Raw genomic sequence first — 22853 nt, 5'->3', positions numbered from 1 at the left:
ACCGTCGTCCTCACCCTCCTGCAGTGGTCTGTCGGGCCGCCATCGCCTGCTCGACCCATGCGCGCAGAACGTGTGCGGGTGCCGCGCCGGCCTGCCGGGCGATCGTCTCGCCCTTGTTCAGGACGAGGAGGGTCGGAACGGCCTGCACTTCGAACCGACGGCTGAGCTGTGGGTTCCTGTCGACATCGACCTTGACGAGCTTGATCCGTCCGGCGAGGTCGCGGGCGACCTGTTCGAGGGCGGGGCTGACCATGCGGCAGGGGCCGCACCAGGTGGCCCAGAGGTCGACGACCACAGGCACGGATGCCCGCTCCACGACCTCGGCGAAGTCGTCATCGCCGGCGTCCACGAGCCAGGGCAGCGGCTGCTTGCAGTGGCCGCACCTGGGCCGTCCCTCGGCGGCCACGGGAATCCGGTTGCCACGCCCGCAGTTCGGGCAGGTCACCGTCGTCGTCCGGGTGGTGTTCACGCCGCCCTCGCTTCCCAAGCCTCCTCCTGCTGGTCGTAAGTGACCACCAGCTCTCCGTGCTCGGCGTCGACACGCACCGTCGCGCCGTCCTGGACATCGCCGCGCAGCAGAGCGCGACCGACCAGCGTCTCGACCTCGTGGGAGATGTAGCGCCGCAGCGGCCGGGCCCCGTACACCGGGTCGTAGCCCTGGTGCGCGATCAGCTCCCGTGCCGTGTCCGTGAGTTCCACGGAAATGCGACGCTCGGCGAGCCGTTGCCGCAGCTCGCCGAACTGCAGCTCCACGATCCGCTCGATCTGCCGCTCACCGAGCGGCTTGAACAGCACGATGTCGTCGACGCGGTTGAGGAACTCCGGGCGGAAGTGTCCGCGCAGCTCGCCCATCACCAGCGCACGGGCGTCGGGCTTGATCTCACCCTCGGCGGTGGCGCCGTCGAGGAGGTGCTCGGAGCCGATGTTGGACGTCATGATGATCACGGTGTTGCGGAAGTCGACGGTGCGGCCCTGAGCATCGGTGATGCGGCCGTCATCGAGGATCTGCAGCAGAGTGTTGAAGACATCGGTGTGCGCCTTCTCGATCTCGTCGAACAGCACGACCGAGTACGGCTTGCGGCGTACGGCCTCGGTGAGCTGCCCGCCCTCCTCGTAGCCGACGTATCCGGGCGGTGCGCCCATGAGCCGGCTGACGGTGTGCCGCTCCTGGTACTCACTCATGTCGAGCCGGACCATGTTCTCCTCGGAGTCGAACAGCGCCCGGGCGAGGGTCTTGGCCAACTCGGTCTTACCGACGCCGGTGGGGCCGAGGAAGATGAACGAGCCGATGGGGCGGCGAGGGTCGCGGATGCCGGAGCGGGCGCGGATGATGGCGTCGGCGACGAGCTTGACGGCCTCGTCCTGGCCGATGACGCGCTCGCGCAGGATCTCGTCGAGGCGCAGCAGCTTCTCGCGTTCGCCTTCCTGGAGGCGGGCGACGGGGACGCCGGTCCAGGCGGCGACGATCTCGGCGATCTCCTCCTCGGTGACGACCTCGCGCAGCAGCCGGTTCTGCCCTTGTTTGGCGGCCAGTTGCTCCTCCTCCGCGGCAAGTCGGCGCTCCAGGTCCCGGAGGCGGCCGTAGCGGAGTTCGGCGGCACGGTTGAGGTCGTAGGCGCGTTCGGCCTCCTCCGCCTCGTGGCGGACCTGTTCCAGTTCCTGGCGCAGTTCCTGCACGCGGCGGATCGCCTGCCGCTCGGCCTCCCACTGGGCGTGCTTGGCGTCGGCCTCGGCGCGCAGGTCGGCCAGTTCCCTGCGCAGCTCCCCCAGGCGGGCCTCACTGGCGGGATCGGTCTCCTTCGAGAGGGCGGCGTCCTCGATCTCCAGGCGGGTGACGCGGCGGGTGATCTCGTCGAGTTCGGCGGGCATGGAGTCGATCTCGGTACGCAGCCGGGCGCACGCCTCGTCCACGAGGTCGATGGCCTTGTCGGGCAGGAACCGGTCGGTGATGTAGCGGTGGCTGAGGGTGGCCGCGGAGACCAGCGCGGTGTCCTGGATCTTCACTCCGTGGAAGACCTCCAGCCGCTCGCGCAGTCCTCGCAGGATGGAGATGGTGTCCTCCACGCTCGGCTCGTCGACCACCACCTGCTGGAAGCGGCGTTCGAGGGCGGCGTCCTTCTCGATGTGCTTGCGGTACTCGTCGAGGGTGGTGGCGCCTATCATGTGGAGTTCTCCGCGCGCGAGCATCGGCTTGAGCATGTTGCCCGCGTCCATGGCTCCTTCGGCGGCGCCCGCGCCCACGACGGTGTGCAGTTCGTCGACGAAGAGCAGGATGCCTCCCTGGGCGGCCTTGACCTCGCTGAGCACGGCCTTGAGGCGTTCCTCGAACTCGCCGCGGTACTTGGCCCCGGCGACCAGGGAGCCCATGTCCAGGGCGAACACGATCTTGTCGCGGAGTCCTTCGGGCACGTCGCCGCGGACGATGCGCTGGGCGAGGCCCTCGACTATGGCGGTCTTGCCGACGCCCGGGTCGCCGATGAGGACGGGGTTGTTCTTGGACTTGCGGCTGAGGATCTGGGTGACGCGGCGGATCTCGGCGTCCCGGCCGATGACCGGGTCGAGGCTGCCGGCCCTGGCCTCCACGACCAGGTCTCGGCCGTACTTCTCCAGGGCTTCGTAGGCGACTTCGGGGTTGGCGGAGGTGACGCGCTGGTTGCCGCGGACCTGGGTGAGCGCGCTCAGGAACGAGTCCCTGGTGATGCCGGCCTCCTTGAGCAGACGCCCGGCCTTGGTCGAGGAGCCCTCTTCCGCCAGGGCGAGCAGGAGGTGCTCCACGGACACGTACTCGTCCTTGAGGCGTTTGGCCTCCCGTTCGGCGGCGTCGAGCAGGCGGGCGAGGCGCTGGGTGACGAAGACCTGGCCGGGTGAGGCTCCGGGGCCGGTGACCTTCGGACGACGGGAGAGTTCCTCACGCACGGCCTCGCGCAGTGCGCTCGGCTCCTTGCCGGCCTGCTGCAGCAACCGCGGGATCAGACCGTCCTCCTGATCGAGGAGTGCGAGCAGCAGGTGTTCCCCGTCGACCTCGGTCTGCCCCATGCCGACGGCTGCGGTCTGGGCTTCCTGGAGGGCTACCTGGGACTTCTGGGTGAGACGATTCATGTCCATGGGGGTGTATCACTCCTCGGGCCGCGGCCGCGCAGGGCGGCTTCGAGCAGGCTGATGCGATCGAGCAGGTCGAGCACCAGGCCGATCGAGGCGTAGTTGAGGCAGAGTCCGGAGCGCAGCCGCTGAATGCGGGCGAGCACCGCCGGGGCCGTGGGGTCGAACACCAGGTGCCCCGCCGCGTCGCGGTCGGCATCGACCAGTCCGAGGGCGACGAACCGGCGGATCAGGTCGGGGTGGAGGCCCGAGAGACGGGCCACGGCGTCCAGGGAGAGTCTGTGGACGGGCACGAGCGCGTACCGGACGGCCGTCGAGGCGGTGATGCCAACGCCCGTTCGTACCGGACGGTCGCCCACGCCGGCCCGGCCGGTGCCTGCCGCTCCCGACGGTCGTTCGTTCATCGCGTCCTCCTGGGATCGAACGAGGAGGTGGCGGCCAGCTCCTCGAACAGTTCGCGCTCCCGGTCGCCCAGGGTGGGCGGCACCATGACACGGAGTTCGGCGTACAGGTCGCCTTCGGCGCCGCGCGGGTTGGGCATGCCCTCGCCGCGCAGCCGCAGTCGCCGGCCGCTGGACGAGCCCGCCGGCACTGCGACCTTGGCCGTGCCACCGCCAGGGGTGGGCACCGGTACGGTCGCGCCCAGGGCCGCCTCCCAGGGAGTGACCGGTACCTGGACGTGGACATCGCGGCCGTCCAGCCGGAACTGTGGGTGGGGCCGGATACGCACCCGCAGGTACAGGTCACCTCCGGGGGCGTCACCACTTCCCAGGCCACCCTCCCCCGCCAGCCGGATGCGCTGCCCGTCGGTGACGCCCGGCGGCACGTTGACCTCGTACCGCCGCGGCTGACCGGCGGGACCGGCGAGCGTGACGGTGCGAGGGCCGCCCGTGAACGCCTCCTCCACGGTGAGCGGCAGCTCGGCCTCCTGGTCGGCTCCCGGTACACCGCCGCGTGCGGCGCCTGCTCCGAACATCGAGCCGAGCAGGTCCTCGATGTCGACACCGTCCGCCCCGAAGCCGTCGCCGAAGCCGGTGGCGTACCGGACGCGGGGGCCTTCTCCGCCTGCGGTCCGCCGGGCACGGAAGCCGCCCGCGCCGGCCGCGGCCCGTTCGTCGAAGTCCTCGGGGATCTTTCGGAAGTCCTCGCCGAAGCGGTCGTAGCGGGCCCGGGTCTTCGGATCCGACAGGACGCTGTACGCCTCGTTGAGGTCCTTGAAGCGTTCCTCCGCCCCCGGGTCCTTGTTGACGTCGGGGTGGTTCTTGCGGGCGAGTTTGCGATATGCCTGCTGGATCTCGTCCTGGCTCGCGGTCCGCGACACGCCCAGCACGTCGTAGAAGTCCCGTGCCATGACCGGTCACTCCCGTTTCGCGACCGTCACGGCGGCCGGCCTGAGCTGCCGCTCGCCGGCCCCGTAGCCCGGGCGCAGCACCTCGACGACTGTCCCCGGTTCCGCGTCGGGGTCCTCGACGACGGCGACGACCTCGTGCCGGGCCGGGTCGAAGGCGATGCCGGTCTCCGCGTGCCGCGGGTAGCCGAGCAGTTCCAGGACGTTCACCGCCTGATCGCGTACGGCCCGTACGCCCTCCACGATCGCGCCGGAGTCCGCTCCGGCGTGGGCCAGGGCGAGTTCGAGGTTGTCCAGGACGGGCAGGAAGGCGGCGGCCGTACGGGAACGCTCAGCGGTCCGCTCCCGTTCCAGCTCCCTGGCATGACGCTTGCGGAGGTTGTCGAGGTCGGCGAGTGCGCGCCGCCAGCGGTCCTCCAGCTCCCGGATCGCCGTGGTGTGCGCGTCCTCGGACGGCGGGGGGCCGCCGGCCGCGTCGGGGCCGGGTTCCTCGTCCGTGACAGACCCCGGCCCTGCCGGCGGGCCCGAGGGCGGAAGGTCCCCGCGGGGAGGGCGTTCGGTGCCCTCCGGAGCCGGGCCGGTCCGGTCCTGCACGGCCGGGTCGGGTTCCCTGGAGTGGATCGGCATGACGGGTCCTCAGTCCTTTGCGAACTCGGCGTCGATGACGTCGTCGTCACCGCCACCGCCGGTCGCACCGCCCTGGGTGGTGTCCTGGCCCGGACCGCCCGTGGCGGCACCTCCCGTGGCGGCACCGCCCTGATGCGCCACCAGCCCGGCCAGGACCTGCTGGAGTTCGGAGGTCAGGGGCCGCACCCGCTCCGCGCCCGCCTCCTCCTTGACCGCCGCCCGGGCATCCGACACGAGCATCTCGGCGCGTGCCTTCTCGTGCGCGGGTGCGGCGTCGCCCAGCTCGGCGAGGCGCTTCTCGACCTGGTACGCAACGGCGTCGAGCTCGTTGCGGGCATCGACGGCCTCGCGCAGCGCCTGGTCCTGGCCACGGTTGCTCTCCGCCTCCTGGACCATGCGTTCGACCTCGCTGCGGTCCAGGTTGGAGCTCTCGCTGATGGTGATGCCCTGTTCCTTGCCGGTGTCCCGGTCCCGGGCCTTGACCTCGAGAATGCCGTTGGCGTCGACGTCGAAGGTGACCTCGATCTGCGGCTCGCCCCGCGGCGCCTGCCGGATGTCGGTGAGCTGGAACCGGCCGAGCACCCGGTTGTCCGCGGCCCGCTCGCGCTCGCCCTGGAGGACCACCACATCGACCGCCGGCTGGTTGTCCTCGGCAGTGGAGAAGGTCTCGGAGCGGCGCACCGGGATGGTGGTGTTCCGCTCGATGATCTTCGTCATCACGCCGCCGCGCGTCTCCACACCGAGCGACAGGGGCGTGACATCGAGCAGCAGGACGTCCTTGACCTCGCCCTTGAGCACCCCGGCCTGGATCGCGGCGCCCAGGGCCACGACCTCATCGGGGTTGACGCTCATGTTGGGTTCCTTGCCGCCGGTCAGCCGGCGCACGAGGGCCTGGACGGCGGGGATGCGGGTGGAACCGCCGACGAGAATGACCTCGTCGATGTCGCTCTCGCCGACCTTGGCGTCGGCCATGGCCTGCTGGACCGGTCCCAGGCACCGCTCCACCAGGTCGGCGGTGATCTGCTCGAACGTGGACCGCATGATCGAGTCGGTGAGGTGCTTGGGGCCTGAGGCATCGGCCGTGACGAACGGCAGGCTGACCTGCGTCTGGGTCACCGAACTCAGCTCGGTCTTGGCCTTCTCCGCCGCCTCGAAGAGGCGTTGCAACGCCTGCGGGTCCTTGCGCAGGTCGATGCCGTTCTCCTTCTGGAAGTCGTCCGCCAGGTAGTCCACCAGACGCCGGTCGAAGTCGTCGCCGCCCAGGTGGCTGTCACCGGCGGTGGAGCGCACCTCCACCACGCCGTCGCCGACGTCGAGGATGCTCACGTCGAAGGTGCCACCGCCCAGGTCGAAGACGAGGACGGTCTCGTGCTGCTTCTTGTCCATGCCGTACGCGAGGGCCGCCGCGGTCGGCTCGTTGATGATCCGCAGCACTTCGAGTCCCGCGATCCGTCCGGCGTCCTTGGTGGCGGTGCGCTGGGCGTCGTTGAAGTAGGCGGGCACCGTGATGACCGCCTCCGTGACCCGCTCCCCCAGCTGCTTGGAGGCGTCGTCGGCGAGTTTGCGCAGCACCTGGGCGCTGATCTCTTCAGGTGCGTACAGCTTGTCGCGCACCTTGAAGCGGGCCGCGCCGCCGTCGCCCTCGACGACGTCGTAGGCCACTGCCCTGGCCTCGTCGGAGATCTCGTCGAAATGCCGGCCGACGAACCGCTTGGCCGAGTAGATGGTCCCCTTGGGATTGAGGATCGCCTGGCGCCGGGCCAGCTGGCCCACCAGTCGCTCACCGGTGTCGGTGAAGCCCACTACGGACGGTGTCGTGCGGTTGCCCTCACTGTTGGGCACCACGGACGGCTCGCCGCCCTCCCACACAGCGATCACTGAGTTCGTGGTACCCAGGTCGATACCCACTGCCTTGGCCATGAGAAGTCTCCTCCCGGTGCGGCGGTCCTGCTCCGGCTCTCCGCCTCACGTTCGTTCAGGTACGAGTGGGATGTCCGCCGGTGGTACGCGGCCCGCCGAGCAGCCGCACGGCCTCGTCGGCGACCGTCACGATCCCGCGGCCCTCCCTGGGAAACCCCTGGTCAGAGAGATGGTCAACAGCGCCTTCGGCTACTTCGTACGTCCTGTACGAGGCATCCGGCCTGTGAGATCGTCCGGTCATCGCCCGGTCCTTCCTGCCGGCGCCCGCAGAGGCTGCCAGACCCTGCCCAGAATGGCTGGCATGGTGCCTTCGCGCCTGCTCCTGACGAGTCAGAAGTGCGCGGGTCCGGTAGCCCCACGAGCACGAGAGGGAAGAACCGACATCTCGGATGAGCCGGCCACGCGTGGGTAGATGCAGAGACGATCGCCTCCCCGGACTTCTGGGGAGAACGGAGTTGTCCCATGGCCGACAGCCGGTCACACAACGTGTCTGTCCGCTGCTCCGACGCGGAGGGCGGCCTTCCGCCGGAGAGCGCCGGGCGGCGCCCCCCGGATGCGCGGGAACAGCTGCGCCCGTCCCCTGCGGGCCCGGCCGCCCATGCCCTCCGCGACATGATGGAGCTCTCCCGCGCCCTGTTCGAAGCCCCGAGCGAAGGCGAGATCCTGCGCCTGGCCATGCACCACATAGCCGCCGCCGGGCCGTACCGTGCCGAAGCCGGATACCTTCAGGTCGACGGCGACCTGGTCCCCAGCCCGAGGAACGCGCACGCCCATGCCGCATCCGTGGACCGGAGGGTCCGGGAACTGGAGGGGCAGGACGGGCCTGTGACCGTCCCCCACTGGGCCTGGGGCTGGGCCTTGGGACTACGCGGGGTGGAGAGACTTCACGGGTACCTGGTGGTGACCTCCCGAACCCAGCCCACGGGGGCCCAGCGGTCCCTGCTCGCCACGCTCGTCTGGCACACCGCTGCTGCTCTGTCAGTCGCCTTCGCGCAGCGCCGCCAACGCGAGGACGCGCTGGAGCTCTACAGGGTCAGGGAGGAACGTGCCACTCTCCAGCAGCAGCTGATCTCCGTGGTGGCCGAGTTGGGGAACCAGCGGGCCGTTCACTCGCTCATGGCCGACATCGCCGCTTCGGGCGGCGGTGAGGAGGCCGTCACCCGCGCACTGCATCAGCTCACCGGACTTCCGGCGCTGGTCGAAGACCGCTTCGGACGGCTCAAGGCCTGGTCGGGTCCCGGTCGGCCCGACCCCTACCCGGAACCGGACCCCGCCCGCCAGGACGACGTGCTGCACGCGGTCGCCCGGGAGGTCGGGCCCGTACGGATAAGGGACCGGCTGATCGCTCTGGTCCGTCCACACGGTGAGATCCTGGGCGTGCTGGCGGTGGTGGACGCCCTGGGTGAGGCCGACGAACGCACCGTGTTCGTGCTGGAACACGCCGCCGCGTCGCTCGCCCTGGAGCTGGCGCACCTGCGCAATCTGGCCGAGGTGGAGCTGAGGCTGCACCGTGAGCTGGTCGACGACCTCCTGGCAGGGACGGACGCCGCGAGTGCCTACGCCCGGTCCGAGGCCGTCGGACACGACCTGCACCGCAGCCACTATGTCGTCGTCGTGGAGTGGTCGAACCGGGCCGCAGACGATTCGTTCGCCCGTACCGTGGGCCGGGCGGCCTCTGCCGTCGGCATGCGCTCGCTGCTGACCCGACGCTCCGGCCACGTAGTCCTGGTCGCTGACGACAGGCCGCACGCTCACGCACTGCACGAGGCGCTCGCCCGGGAGACCGGAACGCGATCCGGGACGATCGGAGTGAGCGCCCCCTCCGACTCCGTGCCCGACATTCCCCACCGTTACCGGGAGGCGCAGCGCGCCCTCGAAGTGCGCCTCAATTCCCGCGAGCGGTACGGCACGACCTTCTTCGACGAGCTCGGCCTGTACCGCATTCTGGGATCTGGCGCCGATCACCAGGAACTGGAGATGTTCGTCCACGAGTGGCTCGGGCAACTCATCGACTACGACTCCCGGCATCACGCAACCATGGTGGAGACCCTCTCCCGGTACTTCGACTGCGGCGGCAACTACGACGAGGCCGCCGCGTCCCTCGCGATCCACCGCAGCACGCTGCGCTACAGGCTGCAGCGCATCCGTGAGATCAGCGGCAACGACCTCACGAACGTCGAAGACCGGCTCAATCTCCAGGTGGCGACCCGAGTGTGGAAGATCGTGCTGGGAGGATCCGGCTGAAGCGCACCAGAGTTGTCGGACGCCATGGCTGAGGCGCTCTCGACCGACGCGTCCGAAACCGGGTGTCAGCGTTCGACATGGGCCGTGCTCCAGCGCCGCAGCCCGATGGCGGAGAGTTCGACGAGTTCGCGGCGGGCCAGGTCGTGGTGGGTGGGCCGGAAACCGGCGAGCCTGCCGAGGCGGGAGCCGCTGGTCGGGTCCCAGATCTCCAGGCCGGCCTGCGAGGAGGAGAACAGCAGGCCGTCCGAGGCGAAGAAGCGGCCGTCCGGTCCGCCGAACGTCGCGATCTCCCTGAGTGTGCTCTCGCCGGACTCACGGCCGAGGAGGAAGACCCGGGCACCCGGGACCAGTTCCTGCTCGTCGTCGCCCAGACCACCGAGGACGAGGTGCTCCTCGTCCAGCCAGGCGACCGGACGGTTCCAGTGGTCGTCGCAGCCCGGCAGCTCCCACCGGTCGGTGCCCTCGGTCCAGGCGTCTTCACCTTGCGTGAGCCACCGCTCCAGGCTCCACGCGAAGGGTCGGCCGACGGGTTGCCACCACCAGGCGTCCGACGCGATCCTGGTACCTGCGGGGCTGAGGTGCAGCGCCCCGTGGAAGTAGCCCGCCCAGGCCGTGTGGGCTTCGGTCATCGGTATCCGGGACACTTGGGCGCCCGTCGCCGCGTCCACTGCCTCGATGACACTCCATACCTTCCGGTGCAGAACCACGGTGCGTCCGGCGTGCTCGACGAACGCCAGGGAGAACGGCACAGTGTGGCTGTAGTACCCGTCGTTCTCCAGGGAGAGGGTGACGGCTCCGGTGGACAGGTCGATGACCTCTCCCGTGCGGCCGTGGTCGACGACGACGGCGGCGAAGGCACCGTCGCGGGAGGCGTGCAGCCGCAGGCCCTGTTCATGACCGCCCCAGGGCTTGGCGTCGGCCGGCACGGTGACAGTGCTGCGGGCGGCCTCGGCGCACGTTTGCGCGTCCGTGTCCCAGCGCAGGATCCGCCCGTCGTCGCACAGGAGCAGGAAGCCGTGCTCCGTCGGCGCGATGTCCAGCACCGGGCCGGCCTCGGCGGGCAGCTGCGTGGTCTGCACCATGCCGGGAACCGGCCGGGACGCGTCGATGGCCTGCGGGCGGCCGAGGACGCCGAGGGAACTGCCCTCGGTCGCGTCGAAGCACACCTCGCAAACCGCTGCGGATACCGCCGTAGCGGCCTCGTGGCGGCAGATTCCACAGATGCGCTGCCGCTCCACGCCCCGACCGGTGTAGTGGACGTAGTGGTCGAGCGGGACCGCGGTGGCGGTCCGGATGTGCTCGCACAGGGGCAGACCGTAGGCAGGCGCGTCGTGACCGCAGATGAGGGCCATCGTGGAACTCTCCTTGAGACGGGGATGCGGAGCGGCGCGGAAGTGCCGGGCCTGCGGCTCCGGCGATGACGCCGGGAACGGTCCACAAGGGGTGTGCGGCACAGCCGAATCCGTGTTGTCACCATGCTGGCGCTCGGGCATTGGCATCGGCTGGGCATCCGCTTGGCACCAGCCCCGGCCGCCCCTGCCCGGGGATTGCCAAGCGCCTGGTCCGGTCAGACCGCGTGCGCCTGCGCCAGGGACCTGATGCCTTCCGCGGCAGCCGCTCCGCAGTGCTCCGACCCCCACATCGCGGCCACTTCGCCGCCTTCCCGGAAGGCCGAGCGCGCGGCGGGCACGTCACCGAGCAGAGCATGCAGCTCGCCCAGCGCGAGGGCCAGGGGGCGGGTACAGAAGGCGGTGGTGGCGGCCGAACCGAGCTGGTTCCGCACGGCATGCAGCAGGGGGACGAGCGCGGCCGCCGCCTCGGTGTCGCCGAGCAGACACGCCAGTCGGGCGCGGGCTCCGAGGCGTACCCCGTAGAAGTGGTCCTTCACGGGATCCGGAACGAAGCGGACCGCGCGCGCCTCCTCGAACCTGCCCTGGAGCGCGAAGACCAGCGCCAGGGCCTCTCCGCCGCGCGTGCCCCAGGCGGCGGCCACCGTACGGGCCAGCGGTTCGATCTCCGCGACCCGGCCCTGGCTCAGCCGGATGGTGATCAAGCCCCGGGCGTGGAGGTCGGCGGCGCGCGGGGCGTTGTGCCGGACCAGCCGCTCCCGGACCTGCCCGTACAGGTCCTCCGCCTGTGCGAAGTGCCCCCGGGCGTGGGCGAGCATGGCCAGCGTGGAGAGGCTGGCCGCCTCGGCCTCCGGCATGCGGTACCGGCGTGCGACGGCCAGACCCAGGCGGGCATGGCGCTCGACGGCCTCCGCATCGTTGCCGATGGCGGAGATCATCGCGTCCACCTGCTCGCACACCCATCGGTAGGCGGGCAGGTCGTGCCTCTTGGTCAGTGCCCGCAACTCGGCGACCACGGGGATGCACCGGGCGGCCTGCGTTTCGTGGGGCAGGAGCTTCGTCATCGTGGTGAGGGCGGCCGCGAGCAGGTTCGGGTCCCCTGCCCTGCGGGCGAGACCGAGCTGCCGCTCGGCCGCTTCCCGAGCCCTTCCGCCGGTGTCCTCGGGCAGTTCGTCCACCCGCGCCTGCAGCAGCCGGGCGAGCTCGGCGGGCGCCAGGCCCGGCCTGACGATCAGCCTGTCCAGGGTGTCGACCACGTGCAGGTCCATCCCCTGGTGGCTCCGGGTCAGCCAGGGGGTGGGTTCGGTCCACGCCGTGAACGCGGCGACGGCGAGGTCCTCACGACCGGCCCGTTCGGCGACCTCGAGGGCACGGTGACGCGTGGTGATGGCCGCGTCCCCGGACCCGGCCCGGACGTGGGCACGCAGCAGGGCGCCGAGCAGGCCGACGGCGCGCTCGGCCCGTTCGTCGGCGCGGGCCGGTATCAGCTCGGCGGCGTCAAGGGCCTGGTGAAGCAGGTCGACGCTCACGTCGTGGGCGTAGCGGTGCTCGGCGAGTTCGGCCGCCCGCAGCGCGAATCCCACCGCCTGCCGGGCCTTCGCCGGGTCGCCCGCCCGGGTGAAGTGCACGGCGAGCGCGGGCAGGTCGTCCGGTCTCAGACGGGCGAGCGTGTCGGCCAGTCGTCCGTGCAACAGGCCGCGCCGCAGTCCGGTGAGGTCGCCGTAGACGGTGTCGCGCAGCAGCGGATGGGTGAACGAGACGTGGCCGGGGGTCCGTTCGGTCAGCAGTCCGTCCGCGATGCAGAGCTCCAGTGCGCCCACGACCGCGGCCGGTGACAGGCCGGAGGCTTCGCGCAGCACCGCGACGTGGGTTTCGCTGCCTGCGACGGCGGCCAGCCGTACGACATCGGCGGCTTCCCGGGGCAGTCGGGCGAGCCGCTGGCGTACGACGTCGCGGATACCGTCAGGCACGCGGGCGACTGCCTGCTCGGCGTCGCCGACGGTCAGCAGCCGGGCGCTCTCACCGACGAAGAAGGGGTTCCCGCCCGTGCGTTCCGCCAGGACGGCTACCACCTCGGCGTCCACCTCCCGGCCGCAGAGCGAGTGCACGAGCGTACGGATTTCGGTGACGGCGAGTCCGGTCAGTGCGACGCGGAAGGGATCACGCCGGGCGAGTGCGGCCATCGTCGGTGCGAGACGGCTGTCGGCATGCCCCGGCCTGTAGGCGGCCACGACCAGCAGCGGGACACCCTCGACGCCGGCCGCCCGGCCCAGCAGGGCCAGCGTCTCCTCGTCGGCCTCGTGGACGTCGTCGATGATCACGGCGAGCGGGCAGCGCGCCGCTGCCGAAGCCAGCCATCGTGCGACTGCGGTGTGCAGCCGGAACCGGCCGGCCGTGGCGTCGCCGTGCGGCGGAACCGTGGCGCCCAGCGGGTCGATCAGCGTGGACAGCGGCCCCACGTGCTCCGGCGGCAGAAGGCGCGCCAGTTCACCCAGCGCCTCCGCCCAGGCCCATGCCGCCGGGACGCCCGCGTCGTCCGGACACCGGCCCGCCACCACCGTCCAGCCCCGCGCCCGCAGCGAATCGGCGAAACGGGCCAGGAGTGCGGTCTTCCCCGCACCGCCTTCACCCGCGACCAGCGCGACCGCTCCGCCCCCGAGGCCCGCCCCTGCCGCCCGTTCCAGCACCTCCAGTTCGCGCCGCCGCCCGACGAAGGGCGCCGGGGAAGCGGGCGCCGCTCCGCTGCCGACAGCCGCGGGTACGCCTGACTCACCGGCCACGCCGGATACGGGCACGGTTCTCGAGGATGACGGTTCGACCAGCGCGACGGACGCGCGCGGGGTGACCCGGGGCGGTACCGCGGCCGACAGGACATCCAGGTCGCCGCGGAGGATCGCCGCCTCCAGGTCGACCAGCCGGGCCCCCAGGTCCAGCCCGAGTTCCTCGGCGCACACGGCGGCCGCGCGCCGCAGCGCCGCGAGCGCGTCGCCCTGACGCCCGGTCGCCCACAGACTCAGGGCCAGCAGCCGCCATCCCTCTTCGCGCAGCGGATGGCGGCGTACGTGCGCCTCCGCGGCCGGCACCACCTCGTGCGGCCGCCCCGCCCCGAGGCTGCTCGCCATCGCCAGCTCATGCGCCATGAGCCGCAGTTCGTCGAGCCGCGCGATCTCCGCCCCCGCCCATGAGCCGGGCCCCCACTCTCCGTAGGCCTCTCCGCGCCACAGGCCGAGCGCCTCGTCCAGCAGCGGACCGGCCTCGGCGCAGGACACCGCCCTGGCGTGGCGCACCGCCGATTCGAAGCGCCGTGCGTCCACGGCGTCGTCGTCAAGCCGCAGCGCGTACCCCTCCGGACTGCTGACGAGGATCCGGGACGGGGTACGGGCGGGCCGGTCCGGCTCCAGGATGCCGCGAAGGTTGGAGACATAGGAGTGCAGAGAAGTGGTGGGTTTGGCAGGCGTCCGCTGCGTCCAGAGCACGTCGACGAGCCGGTCGACGGGGACGTTTCGCCCCCGCGCCGCAAGGAGGACTCCCAGGACGGTCCGCGCATGCCGGCGCCCGACCGTCACCGGCCGCCCGCCGACCCGGACATCGAGCGGCCCGAGAACTCCCACCTGCATCATGATCGGCCAAATGTACCAACGGCGGACGCGGCCGGCCCGCCCGGCGTCACCGCGAGGCACGGGAGGCCCTGGCACGGACGAAAGCGGTCCAAGGCCGGCCGGGACTCGGCCGCTGACGGTCCGGTAGATTCAGCGATACGGCTGATCTTCAAGGGAGCGGCAACATGCCGCGTGTTCGACACGGGGGCAGTGGGTGCGGAGCGGACACGCGCAGGACCGTCGACGGAAGGCCCTGCTGGAGTGCTGGCGCGCGATCGAACTGTTCAGTCCGCCAACCATCCCGGCACTGCCTCGCCGGCGCCCCGCCGCGCGCTCGGGGGCTGGGGACGAGTACGTGGTCGACCTGACTCCGGAGCCGGGCCGGGTACCACCGCTCCTGCCGTGGGCTGCGGACCATCCGGAGACGGGGGCGCGGCGGGCACCGAACGGCCGCATGTGGCGGCACGAGGTCTACTGCGGGGTCTTCGACCTGGAACTGCTCCGCCAGGCGATGATCTCCGTACTGCCCGCGGGGACCGATCCCGACCCCGGCGTGCCGCAGACCGAGCTGGTGCTGTCGGGCCAGAGCGCGATGTTCGCGCTGGTCCTGGACGACGAGGGCCGACCGCTCGAAGACACGTCCGTGATCTCTGCGTGCGCCTGGGCGACCGGCCGCCTGTTCGATCCCGGGCCGTCCGCACCGGGGTGGCTGGACGGGTTCGAGGAACTCGACGAAGCATTCGGCGGGGCGATCGACGCACTCACGGCCACCACGATCCCTTACGGTCCCACCGCACCGGCCGCCGAAGCAGCGTACGCGCGGTGGCCCGGCTCCGAGGGTACGGCGGGAGCGCCGGGCACGGCCGGCGGCTGGCAGCGGCTGCTCGCCGAGATCCTGGGCGGCGCTGCCGTCGGCGCGGTCGGGGCCCTGTTCGGCGAGGTCGCCGGCGCCGCCCTGCAGGGTGCGGCGGAACCCCTGGTGCGCCGCACCGCGGACTGGGTCGCCGCCCGCCGCCCCGCCGAGGAGCAGGTGCAGTCCGGGCGGCCGGACGGCACCCGGGGCATCCCCGAGGGGTCGTCGGCCGACGGTCCTGACATGTCGACCGAGGCGGACTGCGGGGCCGGCGCCGGTGCCCGTGCACTCGGGTTCGCCGATCTGGTCGCCCTGACCGCGCAGATCGCCGACCTGTGCGGGGTACGGGACCACCTGCGACCGCAGGTGATCCGGGTGCGCAGCAGGCTGGTGCACCGGCCGCGGGACCCGCAGGCGAAGGTCGCCGCCGTCGCGCCGTTCTTGAACAGTCTGCTTCCCCCTGATCTGGCCCGGGTGTCCGCGGCCATCGAGAAGGGGTTCGGCCCGGCGCTGGAGGCCTACCTGACCGAGCTCGACGACGTCGCCGTGGGGGCGCGGACGGATGTGCGCCGGGAGCGCGGGATCGTCCTGGAAGGGGTGGCTCCGGACCTTGTTCCGGCCGGGCGCTGGCCGGCACCGGCACGGTTCCCGCTCGCCCTGAGCCAGCAGTTCGCGGTCGACCGCATGCTCGCCGACCGTGCGGGAACCGAGGGCGGGATGTTCTCGGTGAACGGCCCGCCGGGCACGGGCAAGACCACGATGCTGCGCGACCTGGTCGCCGCCCTGGTCGTCGAGCGAGCCGCGGTGCTGGCCACGTTCGACCGGCCCGAGAAGGCGTTCACCGGTCCGGCCTGGCAGGGCAGGGACCGCCAGGGCACCTACCCCCGCACCGTGTCACGGCTCGACCCGCGGCTGACCGGGTTCGAGATCGTGGTCACCTCCTCCAACAACGGCGCCGTGGAGAACATCACCGCCGAACTGCCCGGCATCGGCGCGCTCGGCGAGCACTGGCACGGCGGCCCCGACCACTTCTCCGACCTCGCCTCCGCGCTCCTCGGCGGGCCGGCCTGGGGTCTGGTCGCGGCGGTGCTCGGCAACAAAACCAACCGCAAGGAGTTCGGAAACCGGTTCTGGTGGGGCCGGCTGCCCGAGAAGGAGACCCGGGCTCGCACCGCTGCGGGACTGCCGCCGCTGCGCGGCATGCAGGAGATCCTGCGCGACTGGCTTCCGCCGAAGCCCCCGCCCGGCGGCCGGGGTCCCGTCACCCCGGCGGACCCGGCTGCCGCCGCGGCGGCGGGGCCCGCCCAGCCCGCGCCGTCGTGGACCGCCGCCGTCGCTGCGTTCCGTACCGCCCAGGCCGAGGTGGAGCGGCTGCGCGCCGGACGCGCCCGGCTGGCCGGGGCCCTGGCGGCCGTCGAGTCCCCGTCGGCCGGGCAGCGGATCGCGGACCTGGAAGCCGCCGTCTCCCGGGCCGACCAGCAGGTCACCGCCGCCACGGCGGTACTGGACCGGGCCGCCGCCGCCTCGGCCACCGCCCGGACGGCCACGGCGGTGGCCCAGGCCGGATACGACACGGCCTCCGAGCATGTACCGCGGGCCCGCCAGGAGCTGGCCACCGCCCGCGCGGACCTGTCGGCTGCCCGTGAACTGGCCGCGCACCACCGCGAGTACGTGGCCGCGCTGTCCGACCGTCACGACGCGCCCCCGGCCGTCGAGCGGGGCCTGCGCGGCGGGCTGCGCCGCCTGCTGCGGAGCGCGGCCGACCGGCAGGCCGCCGAACGGCAGCAGGAGCACACCCGGGCCGAGATCGCGTACCTGCTCGTCCAGCAGCGCACCGCGCTCGAGGACTCCCTGGAGCAGGTCGCCGCGGCCGTGCGCGCCGAGTCCCTGGCCGCCGACCGGCACACCCGGTCCGGCACCGTCGTCGACGAGGCCGCCGTCGGCCTCGCCGCGGCCCTCGACCACGAACGGGCCGCGAGCGCGCGGGAAGCCGTGGCAGCCGCCGCCCTCCGACACGCCCGGCACATCGCAGACGCGGCCCGCCGCGACCTGCGGGCCGCCGTGGCCGAACTCGACGGCTGCCACCGCGAACTGCGGGAGGCGGCCCGGACGCTGCCGTCCCTGCCGCTCGGCTGGTCGCACCTCGCCGAAGCCGACCAGGAACTCGGCTCCCCCTGGTCCGACGACGTGTGGTCCACCGCGCGCAGCGACCTGTTCCTGCGCGCCCTCGACCTGCACCGCGCCTTCGCCGCCGGGGCGGCGAAGCAGGTCCGCGGCAACCTCCAGGTCCTCATGGAGCTGATGGCCGGCACCAACGGGCCCGTCCCCGACGAGGAGGTCGAGCACGCGTGGCGGACACTCTTCCTCCTGGTGCCCGTCGTCTCGACCACCTTCTCCTCCATCGGCAGCATGTTCGCCCGCCTCGGCCGGGAGTCGATCGGCTGGGTCCTCGTCGACGAGGCCGGGCAGGCCACCCCGCAGGCCGCCGCCGGTGCGCTGTGGCGCGCCCGCCGCGCCGTTCTGGTCGGCGATCCGCTCCAGCTCGAACCCGTCGTCACCATGCCCACGGCCCTGCAGCGCCGGCTGATGAACGCCTACGGAGTCGACGAGCACTGGCTGCCCTCGGCCACCTCGGCCCAGGCCGTCGCCGACCGGACCAACCGCTACGGCACCTACCTGCCGGCCCCGGACACCGACGACGAGCTCGTCTGGGTGGGCTCTCCGCTGCGCGTGCACCGCCGCTGCGAAGAGCCGATGTTCACGGTCAGCAACGAGGTCGCCTACGGCGGCCTCATGGTCTACGGCACCGAACCCAAGGCGTTCCCCGATACGGAACGGTACGGCCTGCTGCCCAGCCGCTGGCTCAACACCGACGACCCGAACCGCCCGTCCGAGGCCCCGTGGGGCGAACGCGACCGCCGGGCCTTTGAGTTCGTCCTCGACCACTTGCACCGGCACGGCGTCACCGTCGAGCGCGTGCGCGTCATCGCCCCCTTCCGGGCCCTCGTCGCCGAATGCCAGAAGATCTGCCGCGGTCGTGACGGCTGGACGTCCGAACTGATCGAGGAGCGCTGCGCCACCGTCCACCGGGCCCAGGGCAAGGAAGCCGACGTCGTCGTCCTCGTGCTCGGCGGCGGCCGGCCCGGCGCCCGCGAGTGGGCGGCCGGCACCCCGCACCTGCTCAACGTCGCCGCGAGCCGCGCCAAACGCCGCCTCTACGTCATCGGCGAGCGCAGCCTGTGGGCCCCGCTCCCGCACTTCGACGTCCTCGCCCGCGAGCTGACGGAGTTCCACCACCTCCGCGACCACGCCACCTGGCCGCCGGACGGCGAGTAACCGCCGACGAAACGGCAGAGCAGAGGCTGCACGGGCGCACGATACGACGCCGCAGGCCCCGGCTTCGACGGACGTACCGCGCACGACGCCTTCCCCGTCGCGGATCGTGTCGTCACCGCCGGTGCCGTGGATCGTCGCCCCCGACACCTCGGCGTTGGTCCCGACCGCACATCCACAAAGACGGACGGCTACTTCGCAGCCTCTGCCCGAAGGGCGCCGGCGCCGATGGCGCCCCGGAGGAGGTGGGCGATCTCCTCGGGCTTGAGGTCGATGCCGTCGAGCCCCTCCACGGTCAGCGGGATCTCCTCCAGCGCGTACTCGCCGCGGCCCTCGGTGCTGAACTCGGGACCGGTGCGGTCGTCGAAGGACCAGGTGGCGATGCGGGCGAGGTAGAAGAGCTGACGCTCCTCGTCGGACTCCATCGTGTGGAGAAGCTGGACGATGTCGGCCTTCCCCGCGATCTCCTCGTGGATCTCCCGGTGAAGGGCGGCCTCCCGGGACTCGTCGCCGGGTTCGACACCACCGCCGGGCAGGACCCAGTACACCGGGATGCCGGGCCTGGTGCGACGGATGACCAGCATCGTGTCGTCAGCGGTGACGAGGACGGCGCGGACTCGTTCGATCATTTCGGTCTGTCTCCTTGCTTGTTGACGGTCTCAGTGCAGCAGCCTGCCACCGTCCACGTGGACGGGTCAGCCGGTGATGACAGGAGCAACGCCGGGACGGCGACGCCGGCCCATGGGCCCGCCCGAGAACGCGTCCAAGCCACCCGCGATTGCCGGGCCGCCGACCGCAGCGTGGACGCCTGGGCCCGCGACAACGCCGCCGACCTGCGCCGGCTCGCCGGGCAGATCGCCGCCCTGGCCGGCCTGCCCCCCGGCGCCGAGGGCGCCATCATCCGGACCATATCCGGACCAGCCCACACCCAAGAGCCTTGCGCAGGGCCGTTTTACCAGGTCAGCGTTGACGCAAGGCCGGAACCTGACGCTCTGGCAGTGGCCGCGGGTGCCTCACGGTCCGGGGGTCGTGGTGGTCTGTTCGTCGGTGAGGCGGGCCCTCCAGTCACTGACGTATGCGTCGGGCATGGAGGCCAGGCGGGCGATCTCCGCGTCCCCGCGTCCGTCGGACCAGGCCAGGATCCGCGTCACGGTGCGGTTACGTGCGGCGCGGAAGTCCTTGAGCATGTTTTCGAGGCGTTCGACCTCCTCGCCCTCGTGGACGAGTTGCCGGTCGACGGCGGTGCGTTCCGCGCCGCGCAGCCGCCGGAGATGGGCGGTCAGGCCCGTCAGGGCCAGCCCGTGTTCGTGCGCGGCGTTCTGAAACGTTTCGGCCAGGGACACCAGCACGCAGTCGGAGACGTCGGCGAGGGTGGCTCCGAGGGGCTTGGCCGCCTCCCAGGTGTCCCGCCCGGCCTCCGTCGTCTCCAGCCAGACGCGGGCGTCTGTCGGAGTACGGTCGCCGCAGGCCCGTGCCCGGTGGGCGTACAGGGCGGCGCGGTGGCCGTAGAAGGTGAAGCCGTCCGCTATCTGCCGGTCGGCGTCGCGGCAGATCCGGCCCGGTACGCCGCCATAGCCGTTCGGCGGGCTGTAGTCGGCGTAGTTGTCGAGTTCCGCGTCCGTGGCCAGGTCCCAGGAGGGGTCGCACAGCTCCGGGTTGGCGGCCAGGAAGGCGCCGACCTCGATGCGCCAGGCCGGGACCGGTGTGGTGCGCGGTCTGGGCCAGAGGAGTTCCCCGGAGGGATCGAAGGCGGGGGTCGCAGCCCGTTCGATGTCGTCCCATGCGGTGGCTGCCTCGGCCGACCACTCGAGCTCGCCTTCGGGCCCGATCCGGTGGATCGAGTCCACGAGCCGCTGCACGGCGGGCAGGACGCGCACCGCGAGCGCGTGCAGTTCCTCGGCGTCGAAGAAGCGCCAGGTGCAGCCGCGCTGTTCGTCGTGGCTCAGGTGGCCGAGCAACTGCACCATGATGCCGGGGTCGGGGACGTTCCCGTCGCCGAGTGCCCTGCGGGGGATGCCGGGGAGCCGGCTGCCGTGGGACTCCTGCGGGGCCCGCCAGTCGGTGTCGCCGAACCACACGGCGCCGTCGCGGGCGTCCACCGCCAGCCACTGCTGGTAGCCGACTCCCGGGCCGTAACGCTGGTCCTGCTGCTCGGCGTTCTCGTCGTGCCATACGTACTCGGCCGGGGGCGGGTCCAGCTCTGCGGCCATGAAGCCGTCCTCGGGGCGGTAACCGGTGAGGACGCGCGCCGTTCCCGGCGCGTTGTCGGCTGCGGTCATGAGGGGTTTCCTCTCGGTGGAACGTCAACCGCGGCAAACGTAGTGTGCCCGTCACACAATAGTTTAACTTTCAGCCACAGTGTCCGGTAGTCGGACACGGCGGGAAGTCCGGCGTGCCGGTGAGGTCTACGCGCGTGCGACGGCCGTCAAGTTGGCCGCTTTTCACGTTCCCCGACGATCCGTTCACCCGCGCGGCCCTGGGACGCCGTGCGCCTTACGCGAGCGCGGCCAGCGCCTGGGCGGCGAGCATCTCTTCCAGGTCCAGGACGGCGCGCGGGGCGTGCCGGGTGTCGATGCGGACGGCGTAGATGAAGCGCGTCAACTGCGGCTCGGCCAGGGGGCGGGCCACCACCTGGGTGTGTGTGCGGGGCAGGGCGAGTCGCGGCATGACGGCCACGCACAGGCCCGCGGCCACGAACCCGAGCACCGTGTTGAAGTCGTCTCCCTCGTATTGCAGACGGGCCTGGAAGCCGGGGGTGTTGGCCATCTGCGAGAGCAGTTCCAGGCGCAGCGCGGCCTCCGGAGCGGCGATCCACGTCTCGGAGGCGAGGCTGGCCAGGTCGATGACCTCCCGGTCGGCCAGGCGGTGGCGCGCCGGGACGACGGCCACCACCGGATCCCGTGCGACCAGCGTCCGGCGCAGCATCCGCGGCGGCGGGACGGGGATGAAGTCGTAGTCGTAGCTGAGCGCGAGGTCCATGTCCCCCCGCTTGAGCCGGTTGTAGCCGGCCTCGGGCTCCAGCTGGCTGAGGCTGACCTGCACGTGGGGGTAGGCCGCGTGGAGCCGGGCCAGCGCCTGCGGAACGATGCCGGTGGCGGCCGAGGCGAAGGCGCCGAGCCGGATCCGTCCGGCCGTACCGGCGCGCATGGCGCCGAGTTCGACCGACGCCGCCGCCAGCGCGCTGCGGACGCCCTGCTCCGCGCCGAGGAGGACTTCGCCGGCCGGTGTGACGCGAACGGGTCGCCGCTCCAGCACCCTGAGGCCGGCGCGGCGTTCGAGTTCGGCGATCTGCTGGGAGACGGCGGGCGCGCTGTAGCCGAGTTCGCGTGCGGCGGCGCTGAAGGAGCCGTGCCGCACGACGGCTTCGAGGGTGGCGAGCAGGCGGGGGTCGAGTCCGTGCACGGAGTTAAGGCTCACTTATCTGTCGCGAAGATGTGTTTTCTTGTGATTGGAGATGAACGCCAGCAGGATTCTTGCTCGCGGCAAGAAAAACGCAAGCCTGCGCTCCGCAACCGCGAACACCCCTCCCCCGCCGTCACGGTGGCCTCCGCCCGTACCACCTCGCCACCCGCCGCCGCCTGTCGTGGCGGTGGCGGCCGGTTCGGCTGCGGCTGCGGCTGCGGCTGCGGCTCTCGACGGTCACCCCTCATGCCCCGAAAGGAAGTGGTATGCCCCAGCCACCGCTCATCGGAATCACCACCTACCTCGCCCACGCGCAGTGGGGTGAGTGGGGCCTGCCCGCCGCAGTGCTGCCTGCGGCCTACGCGGACTGCGTCCGGGCGGCCGGCGGCCGCGCCGTGCTGCTGCCGCCGGACACGCCGGGGGCCGCGGCCGACGTGGTCGAGCGTCTGGACGCGATCCTCCTGGCGGGAGGCGAGGATCTGGATCCCGCCCTGTACGGGGCCGTGCGCCATCCGCGTACCGGGCCGCCGGTGCGCGAACGCGACGCATGGGAGCGGGCCGTACTGGCCGCCGGCCTCGCCCGCGACATACCCGTGCTCGGGGTGTGCCGGGGGATGCAGCTGATGAACGTACACGAGGGCGGCACCCTGATCCAGCACCTGCCCGACCGGGTGGGTCACGACGGCCACAACCCCTACCGGGGTCACTTCTGCTCCCACTCCGTGACCACCGCGCCCGGGACCCGGATCGGCGCCCTGCTGCCGGGGACGCACCACGTCGCCACGCACCATCATCAGGCGGTGGACCGCCTCGGCGCGGGACTGGTCGTCGCCGCCCGTGCGGCGGACGGCACCGTCGAGGCCGTCGAGAGCGCCCGGCACCGCTTCGCCGTGGGTGTCCAGTGGCACCCGGAGATGGGCGCCGACGCGCCGGTCGTGCGGGCCCTGGTGGCTGCCGCGGGCTCCGCAGGAGGTACCGCTCCGGCGCGGACGACCGCACGGAACGCGCGTACGGTGCGAAGCGTGCCGGGCCGGACTTTCCCGGCACAGGTGCCTTGACACCCCGGGGCGAACCCCCCA

Annotated in this window: 14 protein-coding genes; 3 read left to right on the top strand and 11 right to left on the bottom strand. The window is 72.1% G+C overall.

The features are described from left to right. Window positions 1-10: 10 nt before the first annotated feature. The 6 genes from trxA to dnaK are packed head-to-tail and all read right to left on the bottom strand — an operon-like array spanning window position 11 to window position 6994. Window positions 11-469, bottom strand: a complete 459-nt coding sequence (gene trxA / locus NRK68_RS30305) for a thioredoxin (RefSeq protein ID WP_183064878.1) — start codon at window positions 467-469, stop codon at window positions 11-13. Further along, entirely contained in the window at window positions 466-3105 is a 2640-nt protein-coding gene (gene clpB / locus NRK68_RS30300; RefSeq protein WP_183064348.1) for an ATP-dependent chaperone ClpB, read from the bottom strand. The genes trxA and clpB overlap by 4 nt, the downstream gene beginning before the upstream one ends. Then, window positions 3096-3503 carry a chaperone modulator CbpM gene (locus tag NRK68_RS30295; RefSeq protein WP_183064346.1) on the bottom strand — a complete coding sequence of 136 codons (408 nt, stop codon included), beginning with the start codon at window positions 3501-3503 and terminating at the stop codon, window positions 3096-3098. Before NRK68_RS30295 ends, clpB begins: the two co-directional genes overlap by 10 nt. Then, on the bottom strand, window positions 3500-4450 hold the full coding sequence (locus tag NRK68_RS30290; RefSeq protein ID WP_183064344.1) for a DnaJ C-terminal domain-containing protein: 951 nt from the start codon (window positions 4448-4450) through the stop codon (window positions 3500-3502). The genes NRK68_RS30295 and NRK68_RS30290 overlap by 4 nt, the downstream gene beginning before the upstream one ends. 6 nt (window positions 4451-4456) lie before the next feature. Beyond that, window positions 4457-5074 (bottom strand): nucleotide exchange factor GrpE, encoded by a 618-nt coding sequence (locus NRK68_RS30285; RefSeq protein ID WP_183064342.1) that lies wholly within the window; start codon window positions 5072-5074, stop codon window positions 4457-4459. Window positions 5075-5083: 9 nt separating this feature from the next. Beyond that, window positions 5084-6994, bottom strand: coding sequence for a molecular chaperone DnaK (gene dnaK / locus NRK68_RS30280; RefSeq protein WP_183064340.1), 1911 nt, complete (start codon window positions 6992-6994; stop codon window positions 5084-5086). Window positions 6995-7609: 615 nt separating this feature from the next. On the opposite strand from dnaK, the gene NRK68_RS30275 reads away from it, so the two are divergent. Further along, window positions 7610-9238 carry a PucR family transcriptional regulator gene (locus NRK68_RS30275; RefSeq protein ID WP_257857959.1) on the top strand — a complete coding sequence of 543 codons (1629 nt, stop codon included), beginning with the start codon at window positions 7610-7612 and terminating at the stop codon, window positions 9236-9238. A 65-nt stretch (window positions 9239-9303) separates the two neighbouring features. Here NRK68_RS30275 and NRK68_RS30270 read toward each other — a convergent pair whose 3' ends face one another. Beyond that, window positions 9304-10590 carry a hypothetical protein gene (locus tag NRK68_RS30270; RefSeq protein WP_257857329.1) on the bottom strand — a complete coding sequence of 429 codons (1287 nt, stop codon included), beginning with the start codon at window positions 10588-10590 and terminating at the stop codon, window positions 9304-9306. Window positions 10591-10805: 215 nt separating this feature from the next. Further along, window positions 10806-14207, bottom strand: coding sequence for an ATP-binding protein (locus NRK68_RS30265; protein ID WP_183064335.1), 3402 nt, complete (start codon window positions 14205-14207; stop codon window positions 10806-10808). 334 nt (window positions 14208-14541) lie between these two features. On the opposite strand from NRK68_RS30265, the gene NRK68_RS30260 reads away from it, so the two are divergent. Continuing rightward, window positions 14542-18375 carry a DEAD/DEAH box helicase gene (locus NRK68_RS30260; protein WP_257857328.1) on the top strand — a complete coding sequence of 1278 codons (3834 nt, stop codon included), beginning with the start codon at window positions 14542-14544 and terminating at the stop codon, window positions 18373-18375. A 188-nt stretch (window positions 18376-18563) separates the two neighbouring features. Here the strand turns inward: NRK68_RS30260 and NRK68_RS30255 are convergent, their stop codons facing one another. The 3 genes from NRK68_RS30255 to NRK68_RS30240 all read right to left on the bottom strand — a co-directional run bounded on the left by NRK68_RS30255 (window position 18564) and on the right by NRK68_RS30240 (window position 21774). Continuing rightward, the gene (locus NRK68_RS30255; RefSeq protein ID WP_183064331.1) at window positions 18564-19001 is read right to left on the bottom strand and encodes an NUDIX hydrolase; all 438 of its coding nucleotides are present in this window, start codon (window positions 18999-19001) and stop codon (window positions 18564-18566) included. Between the two features lie 384 nt (window positions 19002-19385). Beyond that, a complete protein-coding gene (locus NRK68_RS30245) occupies window positions 19386-20651 on the bottom strand; it encodes a hypothetical protein (RefSeq protein WP_183064329.1) in 1266 nt (421 codons plus the stop codon). Window positions 20652-20865: 214 nt separating this feature from the next. Beyond that, window positions 20866-21774, bottom strand: a complete 909-nt coding sequence (locus tag NRK68_RS30240) for a LysR family transcriptional regulator (protein ID WP_183064327.1) — start codon at window positions 21772-21774, stop codon at window positions 20866-20868. Between the two features lie 266 nt (window positions 21775-22040). Between NRK68_RS30240 and NRK68_RS30235 the strand changes: the two genes are divergently transcribed. Further along, entirely contained in the window at window positions 22041-22832 is a 792-nt protein-coding gene (locus NRK68_RS30235) for a gamma-glutamyl-gamma-aminobutyrate hydrolase family protein (protein WP_257857327.1), read from the top strand. Window positions 22833-22853: the final 21 nt, after the last annotated feature.

Origin of the sequence: Streptomyces yangpuensis, assembly GCF_024666385.1 — a bacterium.
In the GTDB taxonomy this organism is placed as follows: domain Bacteria; phylum Actinomycetota; class Actinomycetes; order Streptomycetales; family Streptomycetaceae; genus Streptomyces; species Streptomyces yangpuensis.
This window is presented reverse-complemented; position numbering and strand designations above follow the sequence as displayed.

Excerpts from the sequence above, each read along its gene's own strand:
- clpB (WP_183064348.1), bottom strand. The coding sequence starts at position 3,105 with ATGGACATGAATCGTCTCACCCAGAAGTCCCAGGTAGCCCTCCAGGAA.
- NRK68_RS30290 (WP_183064344.1), bottom strand. The coding sequence starts at position 4,450 with ATGGCACGGGACTTCTACGACGTGCTGGGCGTGTCGCGGACCGCGAGC.
- dnaK (WP_183064340.1), bottom strand. The coding sequence starts at position 6,994 with ATGGCCAAGGCAGTGGGTATCGACCTGGGTACCACGAACTCAGTGATC.
- NRK68_RS30275 (WP_257857959.1), top strand. The coding sequence starts at position 7,610 with ATGGAGCTCTCCCGCGCCCTGTTCGAAGCCCCGAGCGAAGGCGAGATC.
- NRK68_RS30270 (WP_257857329.1), bottom strand. The coding sequence starts at position 10,590 with ATGGCCCTCATCTGCGGTCACGACGCGCCTGCCTACGGTCTGCCCCTG.
- NRK68_RS30285 (WP_183064342.1), bottom strand. The coding sequence starts at position 5,074 with ATGCCGATCCACTCCAGGGAACCCGACCCGGCCGTGCAGGACCGGACC.
- NRK68_RS30235 (WP_257857327.1), top strand. The coding sequence starts at position 22,041 with ATGCCCCAGCCACCGCTCATCGGAATCACCACCTACCTCGCCCACGCG.
- NRK68_RS30255 (WP_183064331.1), bottom strand. The coding sequence starts at position 19,001 with ATGATCGAACGAGTCCGCGCCGTCCTCGTCACCGCTGACGACACGATG.
- NRK68_RS30265 (WP_183064335.1), bottom strand. The coding sequence starts at position 14,207 with ATGATGCAGGTGGGAGTTCTCGGGCCGCTCGATGTCCGGGTCGGCGGG.
- NRK68_RS30245 (WP_183064329.1), bottom strand. The coding sequence starts at position 20,651 with ATGACCGCAGCCGACAACGCGCCGGGAACGGCGCGCGTCCTCACCGGT.
- NRK68_RS30295 (WP_183064346.1), bottom strand. The coding sequence starts at position 3,503 with ATGAACGAACGACCGTCGGGAGCGGCAGGCACCGGCCGGGCCGGCGTG.